Source organism: Paenibacillus sp. J31R34, from assembly GCF_059383715.1.
On record NZ_JBXENU010000014.1, the window covers coordinates 1 to 25,299 of the forward strand.

The following is a 25,299-nucleotide window of genomic DNA, read 5'->3' on the forward strand; positions in this document are numbered from 1 at the left end:
TAGCGTGCGCTTTGTTCCTTATTAATAACCGTCCTCGAAAGTGTCTAGGATGGAAAACCGCACACGAAGCTTTTCAGGTTGAAGTGTCGCACTTGGCTTGACAATCTGTCTCACATAAGAATGTATTCAAAATAACGCCATTAAAGTCACATGCGATATTTAAATAATAGTTTTTCAATACTCATACTTTCCGCTTTTACAGTCAAGCTGGAAATAGATAAGGGGATACCACAATGAAATATTTACTGCTTGACACCAACATCTATATCGACATGATCGTGTCTAGAAATAAATCACATACTGCAGATTCCTATGAGACGTTGAAAATGTTGCTGGATCATGATCAAGTGAAGATTTTGTTACCTGCTATAATTGAAACTGAAATAAAGAGACATGTTGCTGGCGAGGTTAAGAAGGTTGGTAAATTAGTGCAAGATGCAAGAAAATCCATAAGTAACGTGTATTGGATCAATCACGTTGAGGAAATCACAAAGTATAACGAAAAGATCCGACCACTAAAGCAAACTCTTGGAAATATGGTTGATGAGTTTGGAAGAAATGAAGATAGATATATAAATGATGCTACTCAAAAGATAACGGATTTAATGCAGTATAGAAATGTGATAAGAGTTGAGGAGAATAGAGACTTATTACTTAACGTACAGAAAAAAAAGTTATATAAGCAATGCCCGTTTCATATCGAGGGTAAGGAATCTTGGGCAGATGCTCTGATTCTTGAGACGCTGATTAATATACGTGATTTTGTGACCGTTAATGATGAAGACCAGATTTATTTAATCACTAGAAATCACGAAGATTTTTCACAGGGAACTGATAAAACGGAAAAAGAACAGATTCACCCACATATCGAAGAGGGACTAAGACAAAATAACTTACTTCAGTTATTCAACTACAGATTACACTACAGCAAAACTTTAATTGAGGATTTTTCTGAAGAGACTCAAGAAGCTAACATTTATCAACAATTGATAGAAGAGGAGCAAGAGGAAAGAAGGCAGATGGTCGAGGATTCTCGTCGAGATTTGAATAGAATGGAAAGAGAGTCGGTTGGGTTGTCTTCAATATCCTCGGATGATGTATACATAGAAGGTATTTGTGAGAGCACTGAGGTAGAAGAGCTAATTAATACCATTGAGTCTTTGCTTTCTTCTTTAGATGCCGAGATTGAAGATGCCATAGATGAGTATTACCAACTTGAAACTGATAGCAATGTCAAGCCCCTTGCGGACTTAGTTGCAAAGATTCAGACTTATAATGTAAACTCGCCGTTCTTACAAATCAATCATGAAGTTAGTTTCACGGAAGAAGAAGTAAGAGATGCAGTTATGGAATTCGTGAATGGACACTTGTGTTCAGTAGAAGATCTAGAAATCACTCGAGATAGTATAAAATACAAAGATTATTTTGAGGTTGATGAATTGCTTAGCTTTACTGATCTTGATGGGAATCATGTAAAGTTATTTGTGCAAGGTCAACTCGATCCGAGGGATGACGATTCAGATTCCTTGTGGGTTGTGCTGAATAAGAATACAGAAAAAATTTCAGAAGGTGAGATTGAAGTGTATTATGGATATATAAACTTCGATGAAGACGGTGGAGCCGCTGATGGTTCAGTTGAATCAACAACATATTACTTTGAAAGAGTCATTCGTGATCTATCAGAAGTTGTTCAGAAAAGTAGAGATTCTGTAATCAAGATGAGGGATGGTATGCAGATTATGAGGGGTCTTCTTACTTTATAATTTTATTAAGTGGTGGTGTCTCCTGAGGCACCACTTTTTTTGTACTACGAGCGCTATAGGTACAATGGATTGCTTTATTTTTGGAAAATAGAGGAATAAAGTCCCTGTTTGTCGAAATAAATGCATCGTAGGGAATATCAACAAGTGTTAAGTCGGTAGGATATTTGTCTGTTGGGTTGTGTAAGAGAAAAAAATCAAAAGGGGCTAGAGGTATGGGACTTTCTGTATATAGAATTGATACTGGAGTAATTGGTAAGATTTTTGGTATATTTCGTAAGACTGATCTTCCGACTATGCCGGAAGGACAAGGATTTGTGGAAATTCATAAAAGAATTGCATTATCAACAGTAGACTATCTCTCCTTTGAAAATCACTACGTAATTCATTCTATAGATGAACTCAATCGTTTTGAGAATCCTTTAGGTAACTCATGGAGCAAATCGACAAGTCAATATTATATCAGGCATCCTAAAAAGTCGAGGGAACGTTTTCTCATTGAAGCAGATAAATTTCATGAGTACATATACAGGGAGCAGATCTCGGACATTATTGCTTTTTTAAGAGCTAACATTTCAATAAAGCATCTTACTATTTCTTCAACTTCAGAAGCAGGCTTTTCAGCTTTTGTAAATTTGCCAGTTGAAAATTTACAGATCGAAGGAAAAGCGGAGGTAAAACTTAATTCAAAGAAGGAATTGGTCATTAATTGTCCCGAGGGATTGAAGATATCCGAGAAGAGAAAAGAGTATGTGTGGATCAATGAATTTCAAGAATTATTAACGGTTGTAGATGGATTTCCAGGTGGAGACTTCCGGCATACCATTGAAATTTCGAATTCTTTTGGTATGACATTGAAGGAAGCTAAGTTTTTGTGTATTGGAGGTTCTTGGCTCAACAAGCGTAAATTTGAAATTAAATTTAGCTGTTAAAGAGATTGAGATCATATATCGATTCTATGCATGGAAGGGGTATAACTCTTAATGAAGAACAAGTATGCTCCGATAGATGAAGGGACTTCACAAGCGCTATCCAGTTTGTTCACGGATCTATTTGGAGATAGTGATCCGTTTGCGGATTTTAAGCAGGAGTCTGATCCTATCCCCTTAAAGAAAAAGGGTGATATTGAATATGAAGTTCAATGGCATACTTCGGAATTTGAGAAAAAGGGATATAAGATACTGTACGTTGGTCAAAACCGCTTTGGAGAGAGTGTGATAATTTACCAATTATTACATGATGATGTTATGGATAATGAGAACATTCATTTTAGAGTGAAGGTCATTTCAGTAGATGGGGTAATGGCTCCTGACTCTAATGTCCACTTACATATTAACATTGAAAATAATCAACACATGCGTATTGCGGACATAAAAATAGAAGGTAATCGTGTAAATCGAGGATATGGCTCTCTTGTTATGGACGAAATCTTGAAGCTCGCTCAACAGATGGAGATCAAGTTCATTAGCGGTGGAATTTCAGGTGTAGATTGGGATCATATTGATCGGTCTGCGTATTTTTATCGGAAGTTCGGTTTTGATGTGGAGCTATTTCAGGGGTATGGAAAGATACTTTGGTTAAATAAAGCGCTTAGTGCTACAAGGGATGAATATGAGAAGATGTCACAGGAAATAATATAGTTAGCTTGTAAGCAGTAAGGGGAAGATATTCAATGGATAAAGTTCAACCAAAAAATAAAGTGACACAAGATATGAGAATTACATCTCTATTGGGGTTGGACAAGAAAAGCATTAATTATGATTCGGATTTAAGTATGTACAAAAAGAGATTAGGTAGTATTAAGAAAGATCTAAAATTAGAAGTAGAAGAGCATGCAGAACTAATACTCCTGTTCTTGAATTTAAAAGGGGGAAGTTTGAAATCACTCACTGCGAAAAAGAGGGAGAAGCAAGATTTTGAAACCGATCTTTATGATGTTCTACAAATGCAAAGAGACTTCTATAATTCAGAGATATATCCTTCAGTGCTTAAAGAAGCCTACAAAACTTGTAGAAGTAATTCTGATGCAGATATATTTCTAAATGAAAATGCATATCGATATTCAATTCCATTAGCTGATGAGGTATCGGAATTATTTGAAATGGATAACGTTTTGTATTCTATCAGTGAGAAAACGATTGAACTAAATCAATTTATTGATAGCACTCTCAGATTGGTTTTTGTAGATTATCTTAAAACTCCTGTTGAATTTATGAATGTCCCGCAGTTTGGTGATATCGTGAAGGAAGCCATTGATCGATATAGTCTTGTAAAAACGAATAAATATAACAGAGACAATCAGCAACAGTTGAATCCATATGTTAGACTTTATCAATTGATGAGAGCTAAATATATTAAAAACTATTTCGATCTTCAGTTGCCCGATACAATGTATTTTACAGACTGCAGGTTTGATAAAGTTAATTACGAAGTGAAGGTGGCAAACGGGTTAAAAGATGTTGCAGTTGTTCTTGCAAAATTAATAACGGGTATAGGTGCTCCTACTGCAACAGAGATTGATCGTAAATACTCGATACTTAAGAAGTGTTTCAACGATAACCAACTACTTCAGAATTATAAAAATCAGAACGGAGTTTATTTGTTTCCTGAAGTATATACTCCCTTGTCATATTATCTGTTTTACCGTAAAAAGAATAATCAGAGTGTGAAAGAAGCAGGTCTTGCAGAAGTTAATAGATTTATATTGTACAGGATACAACCCATTCTACAATCGATACTCACTGGTGAGAAAGACAAGTTAAAATCGGTGTTTACGTATATTGATTTTGTTAGGTCCGAATTCGCGAATATTATGTCCGAGTTTGAACATGGGTATCAACTTACGATGTTGGATTTTTGGTTTGAAACTATCGTGAATATTTATTATAGAACAAAGGGACTCGACAGTGAGTCAGTTTTTGTTAGATATCCAGCGGGGAATATTCTCGATTAAAACTTTCCATGATAATCTTGAAAGCCCTCAGTACAATAAAAAGAAAAACACTGAGGAGCGATTATTATGAAAAGCCGTCATAAAGGAAGAATCTTGGAGATCGAGAAGAATGTTCATCAAGTAACAAACATTCTTACGGGCATAAAGCAGAAGGATCAAGGGAAGTATCGCCATCATAAAGGTTCTCATGGTACTGTAGTACTGGGTTCTGAATACCACGGAACCACAATCGATGTGAAGATACTCGTTTATGATTACGAGAAATGCTTCTCGTTTGACATACGAGACCATATTCTTCAGGCGAATAATAAGAAGAAAATCTCATCTCGTATTCTGGATCATGTAATTGATGCTAATAAGGGTACGAAGGTGACCGTCGAGGTGATTGATGGTCGTCTAAAATTCAACCCGAATCAGTTGGATATAGTACCACGAAAAAAGTCCAAAAAATAATCCCAAGGCAGTCCTAATTTCAATCCACTAAGGATGAATTGGTACTGCCTTTCTTATCAAGACGTGATCTGTTTTTAATCAGTGTCCAGATAATCTTCTCTGAAAGGCTCTCAAATCGATTAAATTGCACTGGGTGCTATACTGGTCTTTGAGCGCTTACAAGCCGTTTCACGTCAATGTCTCTTATTCTCCCCTGTTCGGGGTACTTACTTGCATTACAATAGAAGGAACTAAACTGCAGCATTACCGGCATGCTTTACTAAAAGAACACTTCCCGCCATCACCTTTTTACCTATCGACCGTCAGCAGTTTGCCGTTCGGCTTCGCTTGTAAGTACCCAACTGCCCTTTCAAAAAAAGATTCAGTTAGTTTATCAAATGACTTCAACTATTCCTACACCCAAGGTATCATAAGAGACCAAAACTCTTAAGTTTTGCCCTCCCAATCCTTTACCTATTATCATCTGTTTATATTTTAGGCTAATCAATATGCTGAACCGAATCGGGTTAAGGTATGTTATACAGATGGGTGTGATCCAGAAGCAAGTAATGGGACTTCTAATCCCTTGTTGACTTGGCTCTCTTAGTCAGAGGTAATACTCTATTCCGCTTCAATCGAGGATAAGGATGCGACATTCGAGAGGCTTCTTATGAAAGATCATCGGAAAGCCCGAAGGTGGATGGATTATTACTATAAAAGGAACCGGTTAGGGGCGTACCAACTTTCCTGAATTGATCTATAACTATTACCAAGTGGAGCTACCAAGAAAATCGGTAGCTTTTTCCTATTTAAATGAAGTATCATCGTCTCATAGAAGATATGACACTTGGAGGTCAATCATGAAGTACTTTTACGGTTTAGACATCAACGTGAGGAGCAAGAGTTTAGCAAACAATAATACTGGTTGGGTAAAGCTAGACGAAAATGGAGATCTGTATTGTAGTCCTGACTTTAATAAGCCAGGAGTCTGTATGCCTGTGAAAGGTAAGCGTCATGATGGTAAAGCAGGCTTCAACATTAAGATGTTAGCTGAAGTTATCGCCAATGATTTATTGAATGGTCATAAGGTCGCTTTGGGGTTCGAAGCTCCGATGTGGTATCCGGTTCCGTATGTAGACGATGAGGGCAGGTTTCAAATGACTGCTCGCTTTGCAGAAGAGGAACTAGTTGTTACCAATAGTAAAGGAAACAACGCTTTATCTAAGCGATGGTACATCGGCGGCAGTCAACCTATGGTTAAGGGGTATCCATTGGGTTTGTTGCTGTTTGAGTGGATGGTTAATGAGTATGACATGAAAAAGAAGGCTTCACATCCCCAAGTTATTAATGCAACCGCAAGCTACGAGGAGTGGAGTCAGGATAGACCGCTATACTTGTATGAAGGTTTCGTGACAGGTGCGTATAAACCGACACCATCCGACTTTGATACGATAAAGACGAATAATACATCATTAACTAATAACGAAGTTATTGATGCATTTATTACCGCGAGTGCTCTTCGAGCTTTTGTAGTGAAGGGACTAGCAATGCAATCTCCGCTTGTTTTACCTAACAACCTTCATCCACTGAATTGGATAGAGCACATGCGAGTTTGTGTAGATGAAGATCCAAATAACAAGTCACATGTTTTTGATGTAAACTCCTGTCTTACTGATCCAGTAACGGGAGTATGTAATTGTACTCCTTATATTCCATCTAAAGCAGGGTTACATAAACCTGAAAGAGTTATGTCGGTTTGGGAACATTTAATTAGAGATATTAACGATCTTCAGAATAAGACGAGTATAATGCTCACAGATAAGAGGGCTTGTGACGTCTACGGATTCAAATTCCGTTGATTTGTATTTAAGGGGTTCCCGCAGCTGCCGCGAAAATCGGCAGTTATTTCTTTTGATATGGATAAGTTATTGTAGGTAATGCAGCCTGAATGATATCTTTAATCACAATCATCGACTCACATAGTTCAACCACAACTGCTGAATTACATATCTCCAATTACTTATGCAAATGCTTCCCGTCCAGTATAATGAGCTTAAGACTAACCCCAAGGAGGTTAACCAGATGAAAGCATCACAGGACTTTATCAAGCAATTAGAGTTATTGTATGAACAGTACGAACAAGAAGTAGCGGAAAAGCAGAAAGCTGGAATTCTTGAGGAAATAACAGCTAAGACGTACCTTCGCCATTCATCTACGTTTGTCAGATGGTGTCGAAATGATTTTGAGCCAGGAATTCGGAAGCTCAAGAAGTAAAGTATCAGGCACATATAATAGCAAATTTTTTAAGTCTGTTGTTATTTAGCGTATTCTCAAGTTAAGATCACGAATCTACTATGGGGGTAATGAAATGTCTATTCCTGACAAGAAATCCGTTGTTGATGCGCTAGTACGTAAATATAGTTGTCCCCTATCCACTATTAGCAGGAAACAGATTATGTTTCAAGGTGTCAGCGACGGAAAGCGCATCGTAGTCTGCACTCCATCATCAAAGATTCATGCGAACGGCAAGGGTTGGTTCGACCTTACGATCAAACAGGTAGAGCTTTTGGACGAAGCAACTGTTTCAATATTAGCAGTTAGGTTGGAAGGTAATAAGATTTATTACATAGACTTCAAAGAACTACGTAAATTCATGCAGCCAAACTTGATGCTTAAGAACGCTAACGAAGGTGAACACTGGAAATTATTCATCTGGGGCAGTTTCATTCAAGTACAAGGTAACACTAACAAATTCACCGTATTGCCCGATCAGGAGCTTAAAGAAATCATTTAACAAATTAATTGTTTTTGAAGTTGGTTATGCATTGGTGTACTACGCAAACAAATCTTAAATTTACTGAACTTGAATCAAGTCATTCCCATTAATATCGAGCAGTTCATAAGCCTGTCCGACCATATCTTTATCCCGACCGAAGAGCGGTATAGTTGGTATGCCGCTTTCTTGGGTAATTCTATTTAATTGCTGAACCTGAAATTCTGAATTACAGAGTACTATGGCTTTACTGCTGTATAACAGCAGATTTCGTTGAAAAGCTATTGCGCGCTCTGACACTTCTGGGGAGTAGACCACCGGCTCTCCGTCAGAAGCTTTCATATCTCTATGATCAACAAAAACATTTAGTGCTCCTTTCCCGAAGGCACCACAAATGCCCATGAGTGTCTTAGACATAAAATCCACATTATCTCCAGTTAACAGTCCATGAGCCTGAAAGGTAAGGATCTTATTGTAAGTATTTAGTTGATATTTAAAACGATCTGTAAATGGGATAGTAAAATCACTTGATTGGTATGCAGGGGTTGCCGAAAAGCGTTCGCTTGAGAACGTATATTCAACCGAAACATGGAGGGCTGAAGCAATCTTTTCGATATTTAACAGACTCACATTACGATCTCCCCGCTCGACACTTGAAATATATGTACGATCTAGCCCTGCTCGATAGGCGAGGTTTTCTTGAGTCATTCCACTTCTAGCGCTTAATTCCCTTACTCTTTGACCAAATTCATTTCGTATATCCACAATTAAGATGATCCTCTTCCCATATTTCTCATAATAAGTATATCGGTATAGTAGGTCGAAAGTTATAGATTTATTGGATGAGATTGATGGCTATTTATCTGGGTTCAAAGAGACAAGCTCTCAATATCATCAGTTGTAACCGTTTAGTAATTCTAAAATAAAGTTCATCAAGGGTAGAATATAACTGTCGAAAGTTGAGCTTTGGCTTGTAAGTTCGGATGATGTCTGTTGACATCATCCCTTTGTCTCGTTGATAGGAGACCTGATGGTATTAAAAAATGAGACCTTTGGAGGAGTTTTGAATTCAATGTAGAATTATGTAAGTACAATAGATCGACAAATACTTGTAAATTATGCATATGGAGGGACCACTGTGACTTTAGCTGTAGATAAAAAGTGGATTAATCAACTAGACCCGAATGAAGTGATTTTGTATCCACTTCAGTTTGCTAATACCGAACGATTAAACAATCATGGTAACGATGCTGTTTACTTGTTTGACGAAGTCGGTAGTGGTAAGACAATAAGTAGCGGTATCATGGCACTTGATTTTCTGGAGAGTAATCCAGGTGAAGATGTCTTAGTCATTACGACCAATGCTTTAGCTCGGAGTAGTGATGTTAAACCTAGAGGTCAGTTCCTCAATGACTGGTTCGACAGGCTCCCCTTCCAAGAGTTGGGGTATGGTTCTAGGGTTCGGGTCGTTAATAACCACCACTCTAAATTCAAGGTTCCAGAGAAATACGGACTCGTAATCATTGATGAAGCGCACCTGTTCTTGGGTGAATGGACTCAGCGTTATCTCAATTTGACTAATAATATCACTGCTAAGAAAGTGGTATTTCTAACTGCCACGCCGATTAAGCAAGGAGTTAATGATTTACAGGTCTATCCCCGAATTGCAACAGCCTTGCTTAAGAAGAAAGTCGATACCAGTTGGATTGAACAACTAAAGACAGTTGGTAAGCAACCGGAGGAGTTGATCTGCAGCCAGTTTGATGTGAAGTTTCCAGTAACTCGATATTTCAAGGATACGATTAAGTCCCTTGAGACTGAGGGGTATGTTAAAACAAATGTTAAGCGCTATGAGTCCTTGATTTGGGAGTACCAATCACGTAGCAACAAGAACGAAGTACTGATAAATAATTTGAAAACCTTATATGACAAGTCCAAGACAAACCGCTTTGTAGTGTTCACTAGATACGTGTTAAAAGAAGCTGATCTTATAGGGGGTTATCTTGAAGAAGCGGGTTTCGTGAAGTCTGCCACAGAACTCCACGATAAGCCGACTTATTATGTAGTCACAGGGCGTAACCCGAGAGAACTGACGGACTTCTCGAGATCAGATAACCTTCCCACCGTTCTTATTCTGACATATCAAATTGCGGAGCAAGGCATTAATTTGCCGGGCTATAACCATATTGTAAATTATCACATCTCTGCTTATCCATCGGCATTAGAGCAGCGTTACGGACGGATTGACCGCTTAAACAGTAAGAGCGATGCAATCTACAACTGCTTCCTTATAGGTGCTAAAAACTATTATGATACGAATACGCTTAACTTTTTTAATGCTATCTATACGAGCCTCGGCTCATTGTTGAGTTATTTACCATCGAGGAATACGATTCTGTCGATTGATATTTTAAATAGATATACGACGATGAAAAGTGATTCAGAGAGGTATCTCAGTCGGCTTATTGACTCACTTGAGACTCAGGGAGTAAGCGAGCTTTATGATTATCTTGCTGCATGGGAAGCTGAATCGGAATCAGCCGAATCCGAATCCATTGTAGAAGCGGAAGGGCGTGGTGAAGTATCCCTCAATATCACCCCTGTAATAGCTGATGAGAGCCTTAGTGAGTTATTCGATTTTTGTAAAGATAGATTGTCTCTCGATCAAGATCTTAGATTTACGAGGGGAGAAGCCGAGAAAGCATTGTTAGATGATGTTCAAAAACATTTAGCGTATTTCAAATCAGACTTTTCTCAAAATAGTGCCGAGAAGGAAAAAGTAATTGATTGGCTTTTAAGAACAGAAGGTATTTGGGATCACATCTTTTATGTTAATGAACGTTCAGTTGATTGGACGCAGCTTGATGTTGGTCGCGTCGATGCCGTTGAGGGATGCGCGAATTCTATCTCGAGTAACAGTGATTATGTGACGTACCTTGCCATGTTTAACGAGCAGATTCGTCTGCCTAGGGAGTTCCAAAAGTATCGTGCTCTCATCAACAGGGGGTTCGAGGAAGCCTTTGAAGCGAATAGGTTTGATATCTTATTCCCTACGATTGTAAATAGCTCTTACTCAGAGAAGTTTAAAGCAAATCTAAAACCGATTCTAGATGCTAAGCTAGAAGCCCAGGCTAAAGACAATATTGAAGCCAAACTCATACCTAAGCCCGAATCCAACAACAAGATAAGCGACTTGGTAATTGATAATATTGACCAGTTAGTCCCTACTCTTCCTCTGTTTAAGCTGATGGAGCTATACAAGCAGGAGCTTAAAAAGTTAGCTCGAATCGAGAATGGAGCTTTGAGGGATAAATTTCATGGCGAGGTACATGTCTTTGCGACAGCAATGGGTCGCCTAATAAATAGTCGTGTAAATGTCTCAAACGAATTCTACAATAAGTACTTTGGGCATGTTCGGGGTAAGGAATACTTTTCCTTTAAGGAGGAGCTCAAGTCCTTCTTTGAGGTTGCCTTCACCCAAGAAATTGTTGAGGATGGAGTAGAGAAGAGGATTAGCGCAGCAAGTAATTGGTTGAAGTTAGCATACCATATGTCGCGCAAGGAATCTGTATGCTGCATGTTGGACTATTTTGGTGGTGTTAAGAGGCTGTCAAAAATAATTGATCTTGGGAATGGATCCATTACTCCACCACTGGGAAGTCGGTCACTCTTTAGGTATTTCATTGAGCGGAATAGCAGCAGCGGTTTCCGTACATGGGCTGAGAGACATTTTGTTGATGATATTACTAAACCTGACTATGTATGGTCTAATGATTATTGGACAAAAGGCATTCTAAGAGAAGTAAAAGGTTGGAAATATGGTAACTAGGTTAGAGAAATAATGAGATCGATAAAACTGCTGATGCCCTCAGCAGTTTTTTATTCAAAGGTGAAAATCGTCGAACGCTGTTAGCATAGAACCTCAAAGTACATCTTTAAGAAAAACCTGAGTTAGCCGGAAGCAATAGGATCATTAATCGCCGCGCAGCACCTAATCAAGAACCCTTTGGCTGATCTTAAGGACAAGGTTGCTATTTATAAGGAAGATGCGCCCTTGTTATTAGAAAAGGTAGATATTGTATTTGTGAAATAATGTTACTGAGGGTGGGGATAGAATGAATGAGGAATTTGACTTATTGTATGACTGTATTGTAGATTGCCGCCAACTAAACGATACGACCCAAGAGCGTATTGTTTTATCAGACCCGCTCACAAAACGGGTCTGTAGATTTTGTATGAAAAGTGCAGACGAAGTGAGCTTTAGAGATAACACACATATTATCTCAGAGACACTTGGCAACAAGAGATTATTTTCAAAATATGAGTGTAGTAGATGTAACAAGGAGATATTCGGAAGCAAGTTTGAAGATGCGTTAGGTAAATATGTTCTTCCGTTAAAGTTGATTTCTGAGGTCTACGGGAAAAAAACTTCATTAACAGATAAGGATATGAGAACTGGTCATAGGATTGAGTATCGTAAAAATGACCCCATCTTGCCTGAGTTTGATGGGAATGCTCGAAAGCTAATAATTGATCGTACTGATGAGATGAGAGTTACTGTCGATAATAATGAAATGAAAATCGAATATAAACGACAAAAGTATAATCCAATTGACGTATACTATGCTTTATTGAAGATGGCACTTACTTTAGTACCATTCTTGGAACTAGAGCGATTTATGGAAACTTTAGCTGTTTTTCAAGCAGGTGGGCATGAGATTGAAATTGATAGAGGGGTTGTGGAATTTCAGTCAGGAATCGATCCTTTTAATGGAACCAATGCTCAATTGTTTAGACGTAAGCAGGAACAGCCATTAGACACAAGCTACCCGTACATGGTATTCAAAGTTTCATTTGGGAACTTTTCTATTCAGATTCCTGTTCTGACTACTGAAGAATTTAATCAGAGAAAACATTCCTTTATGTTCCAAAGGAGTTTTGAGGATTCTACAATTAGAGTCGTTGATTTTGAAAATATGGAACCGTATTTTACGGCAGTTTTTTCTGTTCTGCAAAGAGAATTAGATGAAGACCAGAAACGAATGTTGGAAGAAGCACTTAAGAAGAACGGTTATTTAAACTAAGTGACGATATGTCGGTTTCATTGCAACTTGAAGTGGACTTTCAAATTTTCATTAGAGTAGGAGATGCACATGACTAGTAATGAGATATTGCATTATCTACCCGAGGAAGTACCTGATCACTTATTTACTCAGAGTAGGTTGAGTCGTATGGGACTAAAGCCAACCACTGATCCAGTTGCATATGTTGTCTATCCAGAGCAGAAGACTAAGTACAAGTTGTTTCATATCAACGAAACGCTGCAACGTAAGCAACAGAAGGGGCTTTCTTTAGTACAGAAAAATGCAACAGTTGAACAAATTCTAGCTGATCGTAAACATGAGATTGAAGTTAGACGCTTGCAGTTGGGGTCGACAACTAAATAGCTGATTTCAATGACTGACTTATAAAGGTGGGTTAATGAGCTTGGAACTCAGAGACGAAGTATTAATGCTAATCGATTCTGAACGTGAAGATGATTACTGGGACTTTAAAGTGAAGTACCATACTAATTCGGTTGATCTTTTATACGACATTATTTGTATGGCGAACAATCGTGTAGATAGGGATGCCTATATTATCTTTGGAGTTGTAGACAAGACTTACGAGGTTGTCGGGGTCAGCAATGATGAAAATCGAAGAACTCAGCAACAGATGATTGATTTGTTAAAGGATAAGAAGTTTGTATCAGGTATCCGACCCAGAGTAGAGTTGCGGAGCTTAAAGATTGAAGGTCACGAGGTTGATGTGTTGGTCATTAAGAACAGCACCGACACTCCCTACTACCTAACCGAAGACTGTGAATATCAAGGTAGAAGGGTTCGAGCCAATTACATCTATACTCGGGTAGGTGACACAAATACCGATATCAATAAGAGTGCTGACATCAACAACGTTGAGTACCTATGGAAGAAGCGCTTTTTATTAACCCGATCACCCTTTGAACTGGTTATGAAACGTCTTGAGAACAAGAGTGAATGGAAACATGATGATGATACATATTACAATGTCTTTAATCCTGAGTTCACTATCACAATAAGTGATAATGATGAGGCAAGGACAAAATCCGAGTTCTATGCGTATACAATGACGGATTCGTCTACTACATATCGAAATCTCAGTATTAAATATTTTGGAACGCAGCTTTATAGTGATGTAGTAGCTCTTCTTGATGGGGCGCGATATTGCACTCCTACCCCTGAATGGGGGTTCCTTTTCTTTGGAGAAAATAGGATAGATCCCGATTACTCACTAAAGTATTTTACAAAGGATAGCCCTTCTTATAAGCTAAACAAGTTTCTCTATGATGATAACGACGAGGAGGCGTCTTTCTCCAGAAGACGTTTCTTTGAAGTCGTTCTGTTATTTGAAAATGATTATGAGAAGGATGCATTCCTTGCGCATGTTGAACATGAAATGAAAGTCTTTATCAATAAATTTAAAAGTCATACTAGAGAATTTTCATGGATAGAGGCAAATACAGAGAAGCATCGAGAATATATCGTATCTCGCTTGAAGACAGGCGAAGTATTGAATCAAATGCTTTATGATTTCCGCTCAACCCATTGCTAGGGGGCTATTCTGGATATTTTGGTTGGAATGAATGACGGACAAAGGAGTTTAACTTATGGACATTGATCTGATTAAGAGTCTAAAGCCAATTGGTGATGGCACCTTTAATAAAGAGTCTTTTGAAGAATATAAGAAGCGCGCGGCATCGTTACTTCCTAATTTTCCTGAATGTGCATTGGAGAATTGGATCTACAGACATTATGCAGATATTGATGACTACGCATTTCTGGGCTTTGAAAAAATGCTCTTCAAAGAAGAGCTTTGGTCAAAGGACGAGATCTACAACAATATAAAATCTTATGACGATGAAACGATCGATTCTTTGGGATATCAGATTTACGAACGACATGATAAAACTTGGTTGCAGAAGTACATGTTAAAGCACAAGATATGGAATGCACCGATAATTGTATTTCAAAACACTACTCATCCTGATATGGGAAAACCGTATCACCTGTTAGAAGGTCACCTGCGACTTAACTACTTTAGGACAATTTACCGAAAAGAAAAAGAAATCCTACTGGATAAGCATAGGGTTTGGTTAGTCACAATTTAGATGGCTTCTTAATTACCGAGAAATTCGGAAGCTAGTTCTCTTGTTATTGATGTTTCTTCGGCTGTCGATCCCTTTGACAGCTTTTTTTATTGCTTCAGCTCAGGATTATCCACGACTGCCTTAGAATGCGTTGATCCTCAATATTTAACTTGCTTCTATTCCAAATGTACGTTAGAACAAACAACAACCTCAATGAGGGGCGCTTCCCGCTTATTCGTTGATTATGTCAATCCTATTTGGAGGTTGTTATGAACAGAAAAGACAGAAAAGAAATCGTCAAAGCATTGGGTAAACACTTCAACGTACAGCCCAAATACATGGGAGTCCCTAGTTTCACTTACGAAATTGAGACACCGAATGGTATCTACGTGGTTGATCAGGCAGGAAAGGTGACCAATCCCGAAGGTAACGAGGTCGAGCTTAAAAGCCTGTTAAACGGCGCTTCTATCGAGGGGGTAACCGATCCCTCGGTCCTTTCCGATTCTGTCGATATAGGCGCTCCTGCAGCTCCCGCAGCACCCGACCTCCCGAGCCCACAGGAAAGCCCTGTAGGTGCTGATGCTCCTTCCGATGCTGCTCCACCAGACGTTGCCGTTTATACCGAGCTTAACGCTTCGGAAAAGTCTGCAGCTTCTGCTGAACACGACATACCCGCAGATCCTGAACCGTCGGTAGAACTGGCAGCTCCGTCCGATCAGTCCGTACTACCAATCACCGACCTTGAGATCACTGTTCCTTTGGAGGGGCATACGGGGCAGACCTTGAGAAACTTGGTAAATCTGATCTACAGCCGCCAAGCACTCCTTGCGAATGCACTCGGTTATAATGGGAACATTATCGAGGAGCCTTTCATCGCGGCGATCCATGACCCCACAATCGACACAAGTGAGAAGTTAATGACGAAAATCTCGGAAGTGGGCAACTTCTGCCCAGGCATCACTTTCGATTTTGATAGTAGGAAGCTCACCTTTAAATTCTTCCAAGGCGAGCCGACCGCTGAGAAGATCCAAGCGTACAGTCAGTTGGTTGAGCTGTTGAACCAAACTGCACAGACATTGAAATACACTTCGAAGAAGTCCAAAGAGACGGACAATGACAAGTTTACTTTCAGGCTTTTCCTTATTCGGCTCGGAATGGTTGGAGTGGAGTATAAGTCAGCTCGGAAGATCTTGCTGGATAGACTCGAAGGCAACTCCGCTTTTAGAAATGGCAGTAAGCCCGAGAAGGCGGTTTCCGAGGAAGAAGGCGTATCGTAAGAGTAACGAACTAACTTCAGTAAGTTAAAGAACCTCTCCCGTACTTTAAGGAGAGGTTCTTGCTTTTTGCCTTTACGGGGTATTGAAGCCAATGTTGACGTCGAAGACGAATGCGACAAGGTCGCCATCCAGCCGTTCACAGTTACGTTGCATTACATCGACCACCTGATTAGGATATAGGTCGCTGTAGAAGTCGAAAATTTCATCTTGAGCTAGTTCACTGAACTCATCCTCAGTTTGCTTCGGGTTGATCTTCTTGATGATGACCACATTTCGCTTGTTCTTAGCGTAAACGCCCCATCCTTTAGAGAGCAGATCCATAGCGTAGTTGACCGCGACCACGTCGAGCGTGTTCTCGGGGAAAGAAGGTACAACCTTTCCTGCAACCTTGCCTTGGTAGACCATCTGCGTTTTGCGGATGGAGACTTGCGTGTCCCACTGTTCGTATCCGCGTCCGACCCGATATTCAGTTTGCTTCGGGTGTGGGTTGGATGCAATTACGTGGAGGGTGAAGTGAGGAGTAAACACCTGAGCCATAGAGCATCACCTTTCAATATGATTTTTCGGTTATTAACCATTGGTAGTTACAACAATAGTGTATTATATACTTCTATTGGTTTCAAACCGAAAATATTATTAAAATATTTATACGTAATATATTTGAATGGATTTGTTGAAAATCCTTTTTTTCGGGTTATAATCGTAAATACATTAAACTAAATGGAGATGTTTTATTTGAGAACTCGCGACTGGTCGGAAGTTGAAGACATCATTATGATATCGTTGTTGTTCGAATGGCGCAGAATGCTCGAAGCAGCCCCTCATGGCAAGAAGCGCGAGGAGCAGGATCGTTTTTGTCAGCGTATCATCGATGTTCGCCCCGAATTCGAGGATCGCACAGCGGACGCGCTTCGTCAGCACTTCCTGTTGTTTGACCGCATCACCTTGAAAGATATCGACTACGACAAGCTTCATGACAAGCACAAGGTTTTCTTCGGGATTCACACTGATTTGGAGCATTAATAAATCAGATACTCATTCAGTGGAGGAGAGCGAACGTATGAACAATGGAGATCAGTACAGTATTCAAGAGGATTTCTGCTATGCCTACATCGTGAACCGGCACGGTATGGGAATGACAGCTAAGGCAATGGTCCCGCTTGTCCATGCAAAGCTACAATCAGCAAACCTTGTAACGAAACGGACACCTTATGCCGCCGCGCTTCACGTTAGCTTCATAAGACGCCTATTGGCAGGAAAGTGTTCAAAGTATCCTGCCAAGTATACCGACACAGTCATCGCTCAACTGAAAAACGCATAATGATTGAAGCCTCAAGTCTCCTATTGGAGTTCTTGGGGCTTCTTTTCAGTTAGTTACTCGTAGCAAACACCACGAAAATCAGCAGTTTGAACTATCCGTATGATGTCTTATCCTCATCACATATGGATAACCGACAAAATAAACGGTGTGGTAAAATGTGTTAAGAACTAGATTGTTAATGTAGGTGACCTTTGATGAAAATGACCACAGAACTCTATAAGGCTAAGGTTTTTGATTTGGTTGGAGACGAGTACACAGTTATTGGAACTTATATAAATGCTAATGCCAAGATCACCTTTAGACATAACAAGTGTGGTTCGGAAATATCGATGAGACCGTACTTGTTTATCAACGGCACACGGTGTAGATGGTGCTTCATTGAAAGTAGGAGAAGGACTCAGGATCAATTTGAAGATGAGGTTCGTAAGCTCGTTGCCGATGAGTATCGAGTCATCGGACAATATGTTGCAAGTGGCACAAAAATAGAGATGCAACATAACAAATGTGGTCATAGCTTCATGGTCACTCCCGCTCACTTCTTGCATGGAACTCGGTGTCCTCAATGCTTTGGGGCACATAAAAAGTCAGCTGAACAGTTCAAGAAACAAGTATACGAGTTGGTTGGTGATGAATACACCTTACTCGGGGCATATACGACAGCTATTTCTAAAATACCCGTTTTGCATCAGTTATGCGGCAAAGAGTATTCCGTTTTACCTAACGACTTTATCAAAGGGAAGAGATGTCCTTATTGTTACGGTAATATTAGAAAAACTACCGAAGAGTTTAGACAGTCTGTCAGGGATAAATACGGAGAAGAGTATCTTGTTTTAGGAGAGTACAAGAACAATCGAACAAAGATTGAACTACAGCATACTGTCTGCGGTCACGAATATAGTGCTTCACCTGATAATGTCCTTGCGGGGTATGGATGTCCGAGGTGTGCAGGTAATATTCAATGGACAACGGATGACTTCAAGAAGTATGTTGAGAAGCAAGAAGGTTCAAATTACGAAGTGCTCGGAGAGTATGTTAATTCAAAAACCAAGTTAATGATGCGTCATGTGAGTTGCGGCTTTGAGTTCAAGACTACATTAGATGAATTCAGAAATGGTAATAGATGTCCTTACTGTAGGGAATCCAAGGGCGAAAAGCGAATTACGGCATACTTAGCTCAAAAGCATCTTAGCTTCGTTCGTCAGTATAGATTCGATGATTGCCGCTACAAGAAACCTTTACCTTTCGATTTTGCAGTATTTAAGGAAGACACTCTGCTATGTCTTATTGAGTATCACGGTAGGCAGCATTACGAAATAGTCAAAACATTTGGTGGAGCAACGGGTCATAAGGAAGTCCTCAGGAATGATTCGATTAAGACAGACTATTGTATAAGCAGGGGTATTCCTTTGATCATAATCCCTTACTTGGAGCTTTCCCGTATAGAGTGGATACTGGAAGAACAATTAGGCGGTATAACAAAATTTTGAGATGGAGAAGTAGTCGATGACAATTACAAGCATTCCTACGGGCAAAGATCCTGTTGTAAACTCATGGCTACACAAATTAGGGCAGGAACGAGCAGAACAGTGGTTGAAGGATCACGGCGCACTGATGACTCGGGATGATCATGGGCAAACCCATTTCGTTCATGGGGATAATGATGAGTCAATAAAGATAACGGTTCGATGGCACTACGAACCTGTAGATAAACCGACTGATGGATCAACAGTTAACGCTTCGCAGAATCTTTCGTCCAAAGTAAGCCATGTCTTATTAGTTCGAACATACTACGATCATAATGGATTCCTCCCTGAATACTGCTACTTTACCTTTATTCCGAGAGCGTTGGCATACAAACAGCAAGTGGTGGCTTATACGGAGTTGAAGAAGGACTTTATTTATGAATTGATTCCGGTAAAGCAATTAGACACTTTCCCTTACAGTAACCAGAGGTTACAGCAGGATACGGTAAAAGAGATGGAGGACGTAGCTAAAGAAGTTGAGTCCATGCCGTTATCTGCGACCGAAAAAGAGCAGTGGATCAAAGTCCGAATCGGTCAGGGTAAGTTCAAGCGAGACCTGTTGAAGCTAAGCGATAAATGTAGTCTATGTAGTATTTCCGATGAGCGGTTCCTAATTGCAAGTCATATCAAGCCTTGGAGTAAATGTAATTTGTCGGACGAGAGGATCGATCCGTATAACGGATTCCTTTTCTGCCCAAACCATGACTCCCTGTTTGATAAGGGGTTGATCTCGTTCAAGGACACAGGTGAGATAGTGATCTCCCCTTCACTTAATACAACAACAAAACAGTTCATGAACATTTGGGACACTGATGTTATTACCTTAGACCAGAAGCATTTACCGTACCTGCAGTGGCATCGCCATCATCATAAAGATAAACTTAACTAGAAACACGATACATGCTTCCTATAAAGTAAGGGTGTCCATGCTCTTTTATTTAGGCAAAGAACATATCTCCAACTCTTTAGAAGAGGTGAGAAGGATATAAAGAACCACCTGTAGAATACTGTAAAATCCCTGTGTATTTATCTGAAGGGATTTAGAGATTCTAAGGAGGTTCTTTTTTGTGTCTTACCAATCAGAAGCTCAACTTGAGAAGAATTTGATTGAGCAACTTGTGCGTCAAGGTTATGAACAGGTGACTATTAATGATTATGACTCGATCGTCCATAATTTTAAGCAGCAACTGAATAAGTTCAACGAGAAGAAGCTGAATGGTCAGCCACTGACAGATTCTGAATTTAGCCGATTCTTGACCCAAATTGATGGAAAGAGCATCTTTGATTCAGCGAAGATTCTTAGAGACAAGCAAGTGTTCCAACGTGACGATGGAACTGAGGTTTACTTGGAACTAATGAATACTCGCGACTGGTGCAAAAACAACTTTCAAGTAACAAACCAGACCACTGTCGAAGGTAAGTACAAAAACCGCTATGATGTAACATTGTTCATAAACGGACTTCCTGTAATTCAGATCGAGTTAAAGCGCCGCGGCTTAGACTTCAAGGAGGCGTTTAATCAGATACAGCGGTATCGGAAACATTCATTCCGTGGACTATACCGTTACCTGCAGATGTTCATAGTAAGTAACGGGGTAGACACGAAGTACTTTGCCAACTCCGATGGTGACATCTTGTTCTCGCATACATTCTTTTGGTCGGATGCGGAGAATAGCCGAATTACTAACCTTAGTGAGTTCGCATCAAGCTTCTTAGACAAATGCCACATGTCGAAAATGATTGCCAGATACATGGTAATTAATGAGACAGAGAAGCAGCTGATGGTTATGCGACCATATCAAGTCTTTGCAGTCGAAGCGCTTGTCAAACGTGCTTTGGAGACGAAGAACAACGGATACATCTGGCATACTACAGGTAGCGGCAAGACCTTGACTTCGTTTAAGTCAAGCCAGATTCTAGCCAACGAACCACACATTAAGAAGGTGTTTTTCCTTGTTGACCGTAAGGACTTGGATAGTCAAACTTTAACTGAGTTCAACAAGTTTGAACCTGATTCAGTCGATATGACGGATGATACAAGTAAGTTGGTAACACAAATTTCGGACCTAACGAAGCCATTGATCGTTACTACTATTCAAAAAATGGCGAATGCCGTAAAAAACCCTCGTTACGAACAGATCATGAAGTCTTACCAGCAAGAACGGGTGGTCTTTATCATCGACGAATGTCATCGCAGCCAATTTGGTAAGATGAAACGACTCGTTGATAATCATTTTAAGCAGGCACAGTATTTTGGATTCACAGGCACACCGCTCTTCGAGGTGAATAAGAGTCAGGATGGTCGAGTAACTGCTGATATTTTTGGAAAATGCCTTCATACGTACTTGATTAAGGATGCAATTAATGATGGGAATGTCTTGGGTTTCTCAGTGGATTACGTGAAGACGGTTGATGTTAAGGTCGATGAGAACGATAAGACTAAAGTGAAAGGCATTTTGACTGATGAGGTATGGATGCATGACGATCGTATCAGCAAGATCACTGAAAACATCCTTACGCATCATGATCGCAAGTCACGCAGTAAGGGTTACACCGGCTTGTTTACAGTAGACAGCATTCCAATGTTGATTAAGTATTACGACACCTTCAAATCCCTGTCTCACAACTTTAAGATAGCCGCTATATTCACTTATGGTCAGAACGAAGACAACGAAGGTGATGGTCAGGACGAGCATTCTAGGGACAGCCTTGAACGTATCATCAAGGATTACAACGGAATGTTCGGCACGAATTTCTCGACCGATAAGTATCAGGGATACTTCGCTGATGTCTCCAAACGTGTAAAAACGGCTCAGATCGATATCTTGCTTGTGGTCAATATCTTCTTGACGGGGTTCGACAGCAAGACGTTGAACATCCTCTACATGGATCGCTTCTTGAAGTACCATAACTTGGTGCAATCTTTCTCGAGAACAAACCGTACTGAGAAGGCAACCAAGCCATATGGTAACATCGTATGCTTCCGTAATTTGAAGGAAGACACTGATGAAGCGATTCGGTTGTTCTCGAAGACAGATAATGTCGACGATGTCTTGATGAAGAGCTATGACGAGTATCTCGAGCTGTTCAAAGCCGCACTCGCCAAAGTGAAAGCATTGGCTTCTACACCAGCTTCTGTAGACAGTTTAGAGCGTGAGGAAGAAAAGCAGGAGTTTGTTGTAAGCTTTAGAGATCTCACGAAGTACTTGAGTCGCTTAGAGACTTTTACCGAGTTTGAGTTCGATCCGGATCGTCTAGGTATCGAAGAACAAACGTATCAGGATTATAAGAGCAAGTACCTTCGCATTTACGAGGAAGTTAAGCATGGTGGGGGTAAAGAGTCGATCTTGGCAAACGTCGACTTTTTGATTGAGTTAATGCACACTGATCGGATTAATGTGAGTTACATCATGAATCTGATTAAAAACATTGACTTTGATAATGAGGAGCAACGTAATAAGTCTATTAAGGATATCCAGGACGAGATCGATCGGGCAGACAACGAGGAACTTCGACTCAAGGCAACCTTGCTTAAAGCATTCTTGGAAAAAATCGTACCAACACTTACGAATGCCGATTCAGTGGATGATACTTATAACGCCTTCGAGCAAGAAGAGCGCATGAAGGAAATCGAATCGTTTGCCAGTGAAGTTGGATTGCAGTCAGAAGAGATACAGAGCTTTGTTCAAGAATACGAGTACGGTGGTTTTGTTAACCAACAGGAGATAAGTGATACCGTAAAGCTGCCGTTCCTTCAGAAGAGATCGATGATTCAACGCATCATTGAGTTTATCACGGAGCATACAAAACGCTATTCTTAGTGCTATTTTGATTAATAGCAGAAAAGGTCTTGCCTTTTCTGCTTTTTATTATTATTATGGAGACATCAAGTTGATGCTATTTATTCAAATAGCAATAGTGGGAGGGTTGGTTTGAATCTTGAACAATGTGCTTTGGTTACGCAAGGAGCATTTCTGTCACGTGTTCAGACAGTTCCAGTAACAGAAGAGGAAAAGAGCACCCTTAACAAGTACTTTTTGTATTCAATGAAGGAAATGAACGAGTGGCTGAGTCCAGATTCTAACTTCATGCCGGAAGGCTCCCAGGAGGTGTATGTTTCTGACGACCGTGTCGGAACATTACCAATTGGAAAGGCAGGTTTGGTCTTAATAAGTCTTACTGGACAGCGTGCTGTTGCATTGCAGCAGGAGCATAAGGGTAAGCTTATACCGTCAAACTTTGCAATTATCGAGCCATCTGGGGTGTTGTATGCCGATTATCTAGAGTGGTTTATGAATGAGCATCCGGAATGTAGGAAGCAACTAAAGCTCGCCACTCAAGGTTCTAGTGTCGCAGCATTATCGATTCAAATGCTCAGGACATTAGAGATTATTTTGCCACCTATGACAGACCAGATAAGGGTTGGTAGTGTTTATAGGTTATTACATCGGAAAAATCGCTTGCTTCAAGAGAAAATTGTACTTGAACAGCAGTATGCCAGACAAATCATATTGGGGTATATCAAGGAGGAGCATAAATGACTACAACTGAATTACAGCGTCAGCAACAAGCTGATTTGCACAAGAAGCTATGGGACATGGCTAATGACCTGCGTGGTCAGATGGAAGCCTACGAATTCAAGAATTACATACTGGGGTTGATCTTCTACAGGTTTTTGTCCGAAAAGACCGAAGTTCGTGTGAATAAGTTGCTTGAGGAAGATAAAATCACCTACAAAGTAGCTTGGAAGAACGAGGACTACCGCAATGCCTTAAAGGATGAGCTCATCCAGCAGATTGGTTATGTAATTGAGCCAGAGTACCTTTTCTCAAACATGATTGAAGAAATTGGTAAGGGTGAGCAAGGAAAGTTCGATATCGAAATGCTCCAGAAAGCTGTCAATGCAGTAACCGAATCGACCCTTGGAGCGGCAAGCCAAGAAGACTTTCAACACCTGTTCGACGATATGGATCTTGCATCATCGAAATTAGGTCGTGATGTAAAGTCCCGATCTAAGCTCATTGCTAAAGTCATGGCGAATATTAACGAGATTCCTTTCTTGCACGATGATATTGAAATAGATGTACTTGGTGATGCATACGAATATCTAATTGGTCAATTTGCCGCAACAGCAGGTAAGAAAGCCGGTGAGTTTTACACCCCTCAACAAGTTTCGAAGATCTTAGCAAAGATCGTTACTGTTGGTAAGAAAGACTTGAGAAGTGTATATGATCCAACTTGTGGTTCCGCATCGTTGTCTTTGCGTGTGGGTAAGGAAGCTAATGTTAGGAAGTACTTCGGGCAAGAGAAGACATCTACAACATATAACTTAGCTCGCATGAACATGCTACTACATGATGTGTCTTATCAGAACTTTGATATTCAAAACGCTGATACTTTGGAAGAGCCACGTCACCTAGATCTTCGTTTTGAAGCGATTGTCGCAAATCCTCCATACTCTGCAAAGTGGTCTTCAGATGAAAAGTTTTTGAACGATGAACGATACAGCGCATATGGCAGAGTCGCGCCTGCGTCTAAAGCGGATTTTGCCTTTATTCAACATATGATTCATCAACTTGACGATAATGGCACAATGGCGGTTGTACTTCCTCATGGTGTATTGTTCCGCGGGGCTGCCGAAGGTGTTATCCGCAGATACTTGATTGAGGAAAAGAACTATTTGGATGCTATTATCGGACTACCAGCAAATATCTTCTTCGGCACCTCTATCCCTACCTGCATTCTTGTATTCAAAAAATGTAGGAAAGAGGATGACAATATTCTATTCATCGATGCATCCAATGAGTTCGAGAAAGGAAAGAACCAGAATCGGCTACGCGATGAAGATGTGGAGAAGATTGTTGAAACATATATGAGCCGCCAAACAATAGAGAAATACTCATACGCAGCAAGCCTTGAAGTGGTTAAGTCGAACGAGTATAACCTAAACATCCCTCGTTATGTGGACACATTTGAGGAAGAAGAGTTAGTAGATATTCAAACGGTAGAATACCGTTTGAATACTATTGATAAGGAAATAATGGACATCGATAAAGAGTTGCAAATCTTTTTAAACGAATTGGAGGTATAAC

Annotated in this window: 23 protein-coding genes and 1 pseudogene; 22 read left to right on the plus strand and 2 right to left on the minus strand. The window is 40.0% G+C overall.

From position 1 onward, the window contains the following. From AC50YG_RS28030 to AC50YG_RS28070, 9 genes and pseudogenes are all read left to right on the plus strand, one after another. A pseudogene (locus AC50YG_RS28030) lies at window positions 1–101 on the plus strand (IS30 family transposase); the annotation flags it as partial. Between the two features lie 132 nt (window positions 102–233). Further along, a complete protein-coding gene (locus AC50YG_RS28035; protein WP_494831771.1) occupies window positions 234–1,763 on the plus strand; it encodes a PIN domain-containing protein in 1,530 nt (509 codons plus the stop codon). A 212-nt stretch (window positions 1,764–1,975) separates the two neighbouring features. Beyond that, a complete protein-coding gene (locus AC50YG_RS28040) occupies window positions 1,976–2,692 on the plus strand; it encodes a hypothetical protein (protein WP_494831773.1) in 717 nt (238 codons plus the stop codon). A gap of 51 nt (window positions 2,693–2,743) precedes the next feature. Beyond that, window positions 2,744–3,400, plus strand: coding sequence for a hypothetical protein (locus AC50YG_RS28045; RefSeq protein WP_494831775.1), 657 nt, complete (start codon window positions 2,744–2,746; stop codon window positions 3,398–3,400). 32 nt (window positions 3,401–3,432) lie between these two features. Further along, entirely contained in the window at window positions 3,433–4,713 is a 1,281-nt protein-coding gene (locus tag AC50YG_RS28050; RefSeq protein ID WP_494831777.1) for a hypothetical protein, read from the plus strand. A 66-nt stretch (window positions 4,714–4,779) separates the two neighbouring features. Next, window positions 4,780–5,166: a hypothetical protein gene (locus tag AC50YG_RS28055; RefSeq protein ID WP_494831779.1), complete on the plus strand. Its 387-nt coding sequence runs from the start codon at window positions 4,780–4,782 to the stop codon at window positions 5,164–5,166. An 839-nt stretch (window positions 5,167–6,005) separates the two neighbouring features. After that, the gene (locus tag AC50YG_RS28060) at window positions 6,006–7,004 is read left to right on the plus strand and encodes a hypothetical protein (RefSeq protein WP_494831781.1); all 999 of its coding nucleotides are present in this window, start codon (window positions 6,006–6,008) and stop codon (window positions 7,002–7,004) included. Window positions 7,005–7,227: 223 nt separating this feature from the next. Beyond that, window positions 7,228–7,419: a hypothetical protein gene (locus AC50YG_RS28065; protein WP_494831783.1), complete on the plus strand. Its 192-nt coding sequence runs from the start codon at window positions 7,228–7,230 to the stop codon at window positions 7,417–7,419. 94 nt (window positions 7,420–7,513) lie between these two features. Continuing rightward, window positions 7,514–7,939: a hypothetical protein gene (locus AC50YG_RS28070; RefSeq protein WP_494831785.1), complete on the plus strand. Its 426-nt coding sequence runs from the start codon at window positions 7,514–7,516 to the stop codon at window positions 7,937–7,939. A 60-nt stretch (window positions 7,940–7,999) separates the two neighbouring features. On the opposite strand, the gene AC50YG_RS28075 is transcribed toward AC50YG_RS28070, so the two are convergent. Then, complete coding sequence (locus AC50YG_RS28075) at window positions 8,000–8,683, minus strand: helix-turn-helix domain-containing protein (protein WP_494831787.1); 684 nt, start codon at window positions 8,681–8,683, stop codon at window positions 8,000–8,002. Window positions 8,684–9,056: 373 nt separating this feature from the next. On the opposite strand from AC50YG_RS28075, the gene AC50YG_RS28080 reads away from it, so the two are divergent. The 6 genes from AC50YG_RS28080 (at window position 9,057) to AC50YG_RS28105 (ending at window position 16,363) form a co-directional block, all read left to right on the plus strand. Then, window positions 9,057–11,747, plus strand: coding sequence for a helicase-related protein (locus AC50YG_RS28080; protein ID WP_494831789.1), 2,691 nt, complete (start codon window positions 9,057–9,059; stop codon window positions 11,745–11,747). Between the two features lie 286 nt (window positions 11,748–12,033). Beyond that, window positions 12,034–13,002 (plus strand): HNH endonuclease, encoded by a 969-nt coding sequence (locus AC50YG_RS28085; protein ID WP_494831791.1) that lies wholly within the window; start codon window positions 12,034–12,036, stop codon window positions 13,000–13,002. A 69-nt stretch (window positions 13,003–13,071) separates the two neighbouring features. Continuing rightward, complete coding sequence (locus tag AC50YG_RS28090; RefSeq protein WP_494831793.1) at window positions 13,072–13,365, plus strand: hypothetical protein; 294 nt, start codon at window positions 13,072–13,074, stop codon at window positions 13,363–13,365. 40 nt (window positions 13,366–13,405) lie between these two features. Then, on the plus strand, window positions 13,406–14,551 hold the full coding sequence (locus AC50YG_RS28095; RefSeq protein WP_494831795.1) for an ATP-binding protein: 1,146 nt from the start codon (window positions 13,406–13,408) through the stop codon (window positions 14,549–14,551). A 55-nt stretch (window positions 14,552–14,606) separates the two neighbouring features. After that, window positions 14,607–15,107 carry a hypothetical protein gene (locus AC50YG_RS28100; protein WP_494831797.1) on the plus strand — a complete coding sequence of 167 codons (501 nt, stop codon included), beginning with the start codon at window positions 14,607–14,609 and terminating at the stop codon, window positions 15,105–15,107. Window positions 15,108–15,355: 248 nt separating this feature from the next. Next, the gene (locus tag AC50YG_RS28105) at window positions 15,356–16,363 is read left to right on the plus strand and encodes a hypothetical protein (protein WP_494831799.1); all 1,008 of its coding nucleotides are present in this window, start codon (window positions 15,356–15,358) and stop codon (window positions 16,361–16,363) included. 72 nt (window positions 16,364–16,435) lie between these two features. On the opposite strand, the gene AC50YG_RS28110 is transcribed toward AC50YG_RS28105, so the two are convergent. Then, window positions 16,436–16,900: a hypothetical protein gene (locus tag AC50YG_RS28110; protein ID WP_494831801.1), complete on the minus strand. Its 465-nt coding sequence runs from the start codon at window positions 16,898–16,900 to the stop codon at window positions 16,436–16,438. A 198-nt stretch (window positions 16,901–17,098) separates the two neighbouring features. Between AC50YG_RS28110 and AC50YG_RS28115 the strand changes: the two genes are divergently transcribed. The 7 genes from AC50YG_RS28115 to AC50YG_RS28145 all read left to right on the plus strand — a co-directional run bounded on the left by AC50YG_RS28115 (window position 17,099) and on the right by AC50YG_RS28145 (window position 25,298). After that, the gene (locus AC50YG_RS28115) at window positions 17,099–17,386 is read left to right on the plus strand and encodes a hypothetical protein (protein WP_494831803.1); all 288 of its coding nucleotides are present in this window, start codon (window positions 17,099–17,101) and stop codon (window positions 17,384–17,386) included. 37 nt (window positions 17,387–17,423) lie between these two features. Beyond that, the gene (locus AC50YG_RS28120) at window positions 17,424–17,684 is read left to right on the plus strand and encodes a hypothetical protein (RefSeq protein WP_494831805.1); all 261 of its coding nucleotides are present in this window, start codon (window positions 17,424–17,426) and stop codon (window positions 17,682–17,684) included. Between the two features lie 194 nt (window positions 17,685–17,878). Further along, entirely contained in the window at window positions 17,879–19,171 is a 1,293-nt protein-coding gene (locus AC50YG_RS28125) for a DUF723 domain-containing protein (RefSeq protein ID WP_494831807.1), read from the plus strand. 16 nt (window positions 19,172–19,187) lie between these two features. Continuing rightward, window positions 19,188–20,096 carry an HNH endonuclease gene (locus AC50YG_RS28130; RefSeq protein WP_494831809.1) on the plus strand — a complete coding sequence of 303 codons (909 nt, stop codon included), beginning with the start codon at window positions 19,188–19,190 and terminating at the stop codon, window positions 20,094–20,096. A 178-nt stretch (window positions 20,097–20,274) separates the two neighbouring features. Further along, the gene (locus AC50YG_RS28135; protein WP_494831811.1) at window positions 20,275–23,028 is read left to right on the plus strand and encodes a type I restriction endonuclease subunit R; all 2,754 of its coding nucleotides are present in this window, start codon (window positions 20,275–20,277) and stop codon (window positions 23,026–23,028) included. Window positions 23,029–23,139: 111 nt separating this feature from the next. Next, window positions 23,140–23,748 (plus strand): restriction endonuclease subunit S domain-containing protein, encoded by a 609-nt coding sequence (locus AC50YG_RS28140; protein ID WP_494831813.1) that lies wholly within the window; start codon window positions 23,140–23,142, stop codon window positions 23,746–23,748. Further along, a complete protein-coding gene (locus tag AC50YG_RS28145; protein WP_494831814.1) occupies window positions 23,745–25,298 on the plus strand; it encodes a type I restriction-modification system subunit M in 1,554 nt (517 codons plus the stop codon). Before AC50YG_RS28140 ends, AC50YG_RS28145 begins: the two co-directional genes overlap by 4 nt. Window position 25,299 lies beyond the last annotated feature (1 nt).

Bases quoted from the DNA above. Each gene is read 5' to 3' on its own strand.
- AC50YG_RS28045 (WP_494831775.1), top strand. From the start codon at position 2,744: ATGAAGAACAAGTATGCTCCGATAGATGAAGGGACTTCACAAGCGCTA.
- AC50YG_RS28060 (WP_494831781.1), top strand. From the start codon at position 6,006: ATGAAGTACTTTTACGGTTTAGACATCAACGTGAGGAGCAAGAGTTTA.
- AC50YG_RS28130 (WP_494831809.1), top strand. From the start codon at position 19,188: ATGACAATTACAAGCATTCCTACGGGCAAAGATCCTGTTGTAAACTCA.
- AC50YG_RS28040 (WP_494831773.1), top strand. From the start codon at position 1,976: ATGGGACTTTCTGTATATAGAATTGATACTGGAGTAATTGGTAAGATT.
- AC50YG_RS28125 (WP_494831807.1), top strand. From the start codon at position 17,879: ATGAAAATGACCACAGAACTCTATAAGGCTAAGGTTTTTGATTTGGTT.
- AC50YG_RS28085 (WP_494831791.1), top strand. From the start codon at position 12,034: ATGAATGAGGAATTTGACTTATTGTATGACTGTATTGTAGATTGCCGC.
- AC50YG_RS28100 (WP_494831797.1), top strand. From the start codon at position 14,607: ATGGACATTGATCTGATTAAGAGTCTAAAGCCAATTGGTGATGGCACC.
- AC50YG_RS28090 (WP_494831793.1), top strand. From the start codon at position 13,072: ATGACTAGTAATGAGATATTGCATTATCTACCCGAGGAAGTACCTGAT.
- AC50YG_RS28065 (WP_494831783.1), top strand. From the start codon at position 7,228: ATGAAAGCATCACAGGACTTTATCAAGCAATTAGAGTTATTGTATGAA.
- AC50YG_RS28055 (WP_494831779.1), top strand. From the start codon at position 4,780: ATGAAAAGCCGTCATAAAGGAAGAATCTTGGAGATCGAGAAGAATGTT.
- AC50YG_RS28105 (WP_494831799.1), top strand. From the start codon at position 15,356: ATGAACAGAAAAGACAGAAAAGAAATCGTCAAAGCATTGGGTAAACAC.
- AC50YG_RS28110 (WP_494831801.1), bottom strand. From the start codon at position 16,900: ATGGCTCAGGTGTTTACTCCTCACTTCACCCTCCACGTAATTGCATCC.
- AC50YG_RS28035 (WP_494831771.1), top strand. From the start codon at position 234: ATGAAATATTTACTGCTTGACACCAACATCTATATCGACATGATCGTG.
- AC50YG_RS28120 (WP_494831805.1), top strand. From the start codon at position 17,424: ATGAACAATGGAGATCAGTACAGTATTCAAGAGGATTTCTGCTATGCC.
- AC50YG_RS28050 (WP_494831777.1), top strand. From the start codon at position 3,433: ATGGATAAAGTTCAACCAAAAAATAAAGTGACACAAGATATGAGAATT.
- AC50YG_RS28145 (WP_494831814.1), top strand. From the start codon at position 23,745: ATGACTACAACTGAATTACAGCGTCAGCAACAAGCTGATTTGCACAAG.
- AC50YG_RS28070 (WP_494831785.1), top strand. From the start codon at position 7,514: ATGTCTATTCCTGACAAGAAATCCGTTGTTGATGCGCTAGTACGTAAA.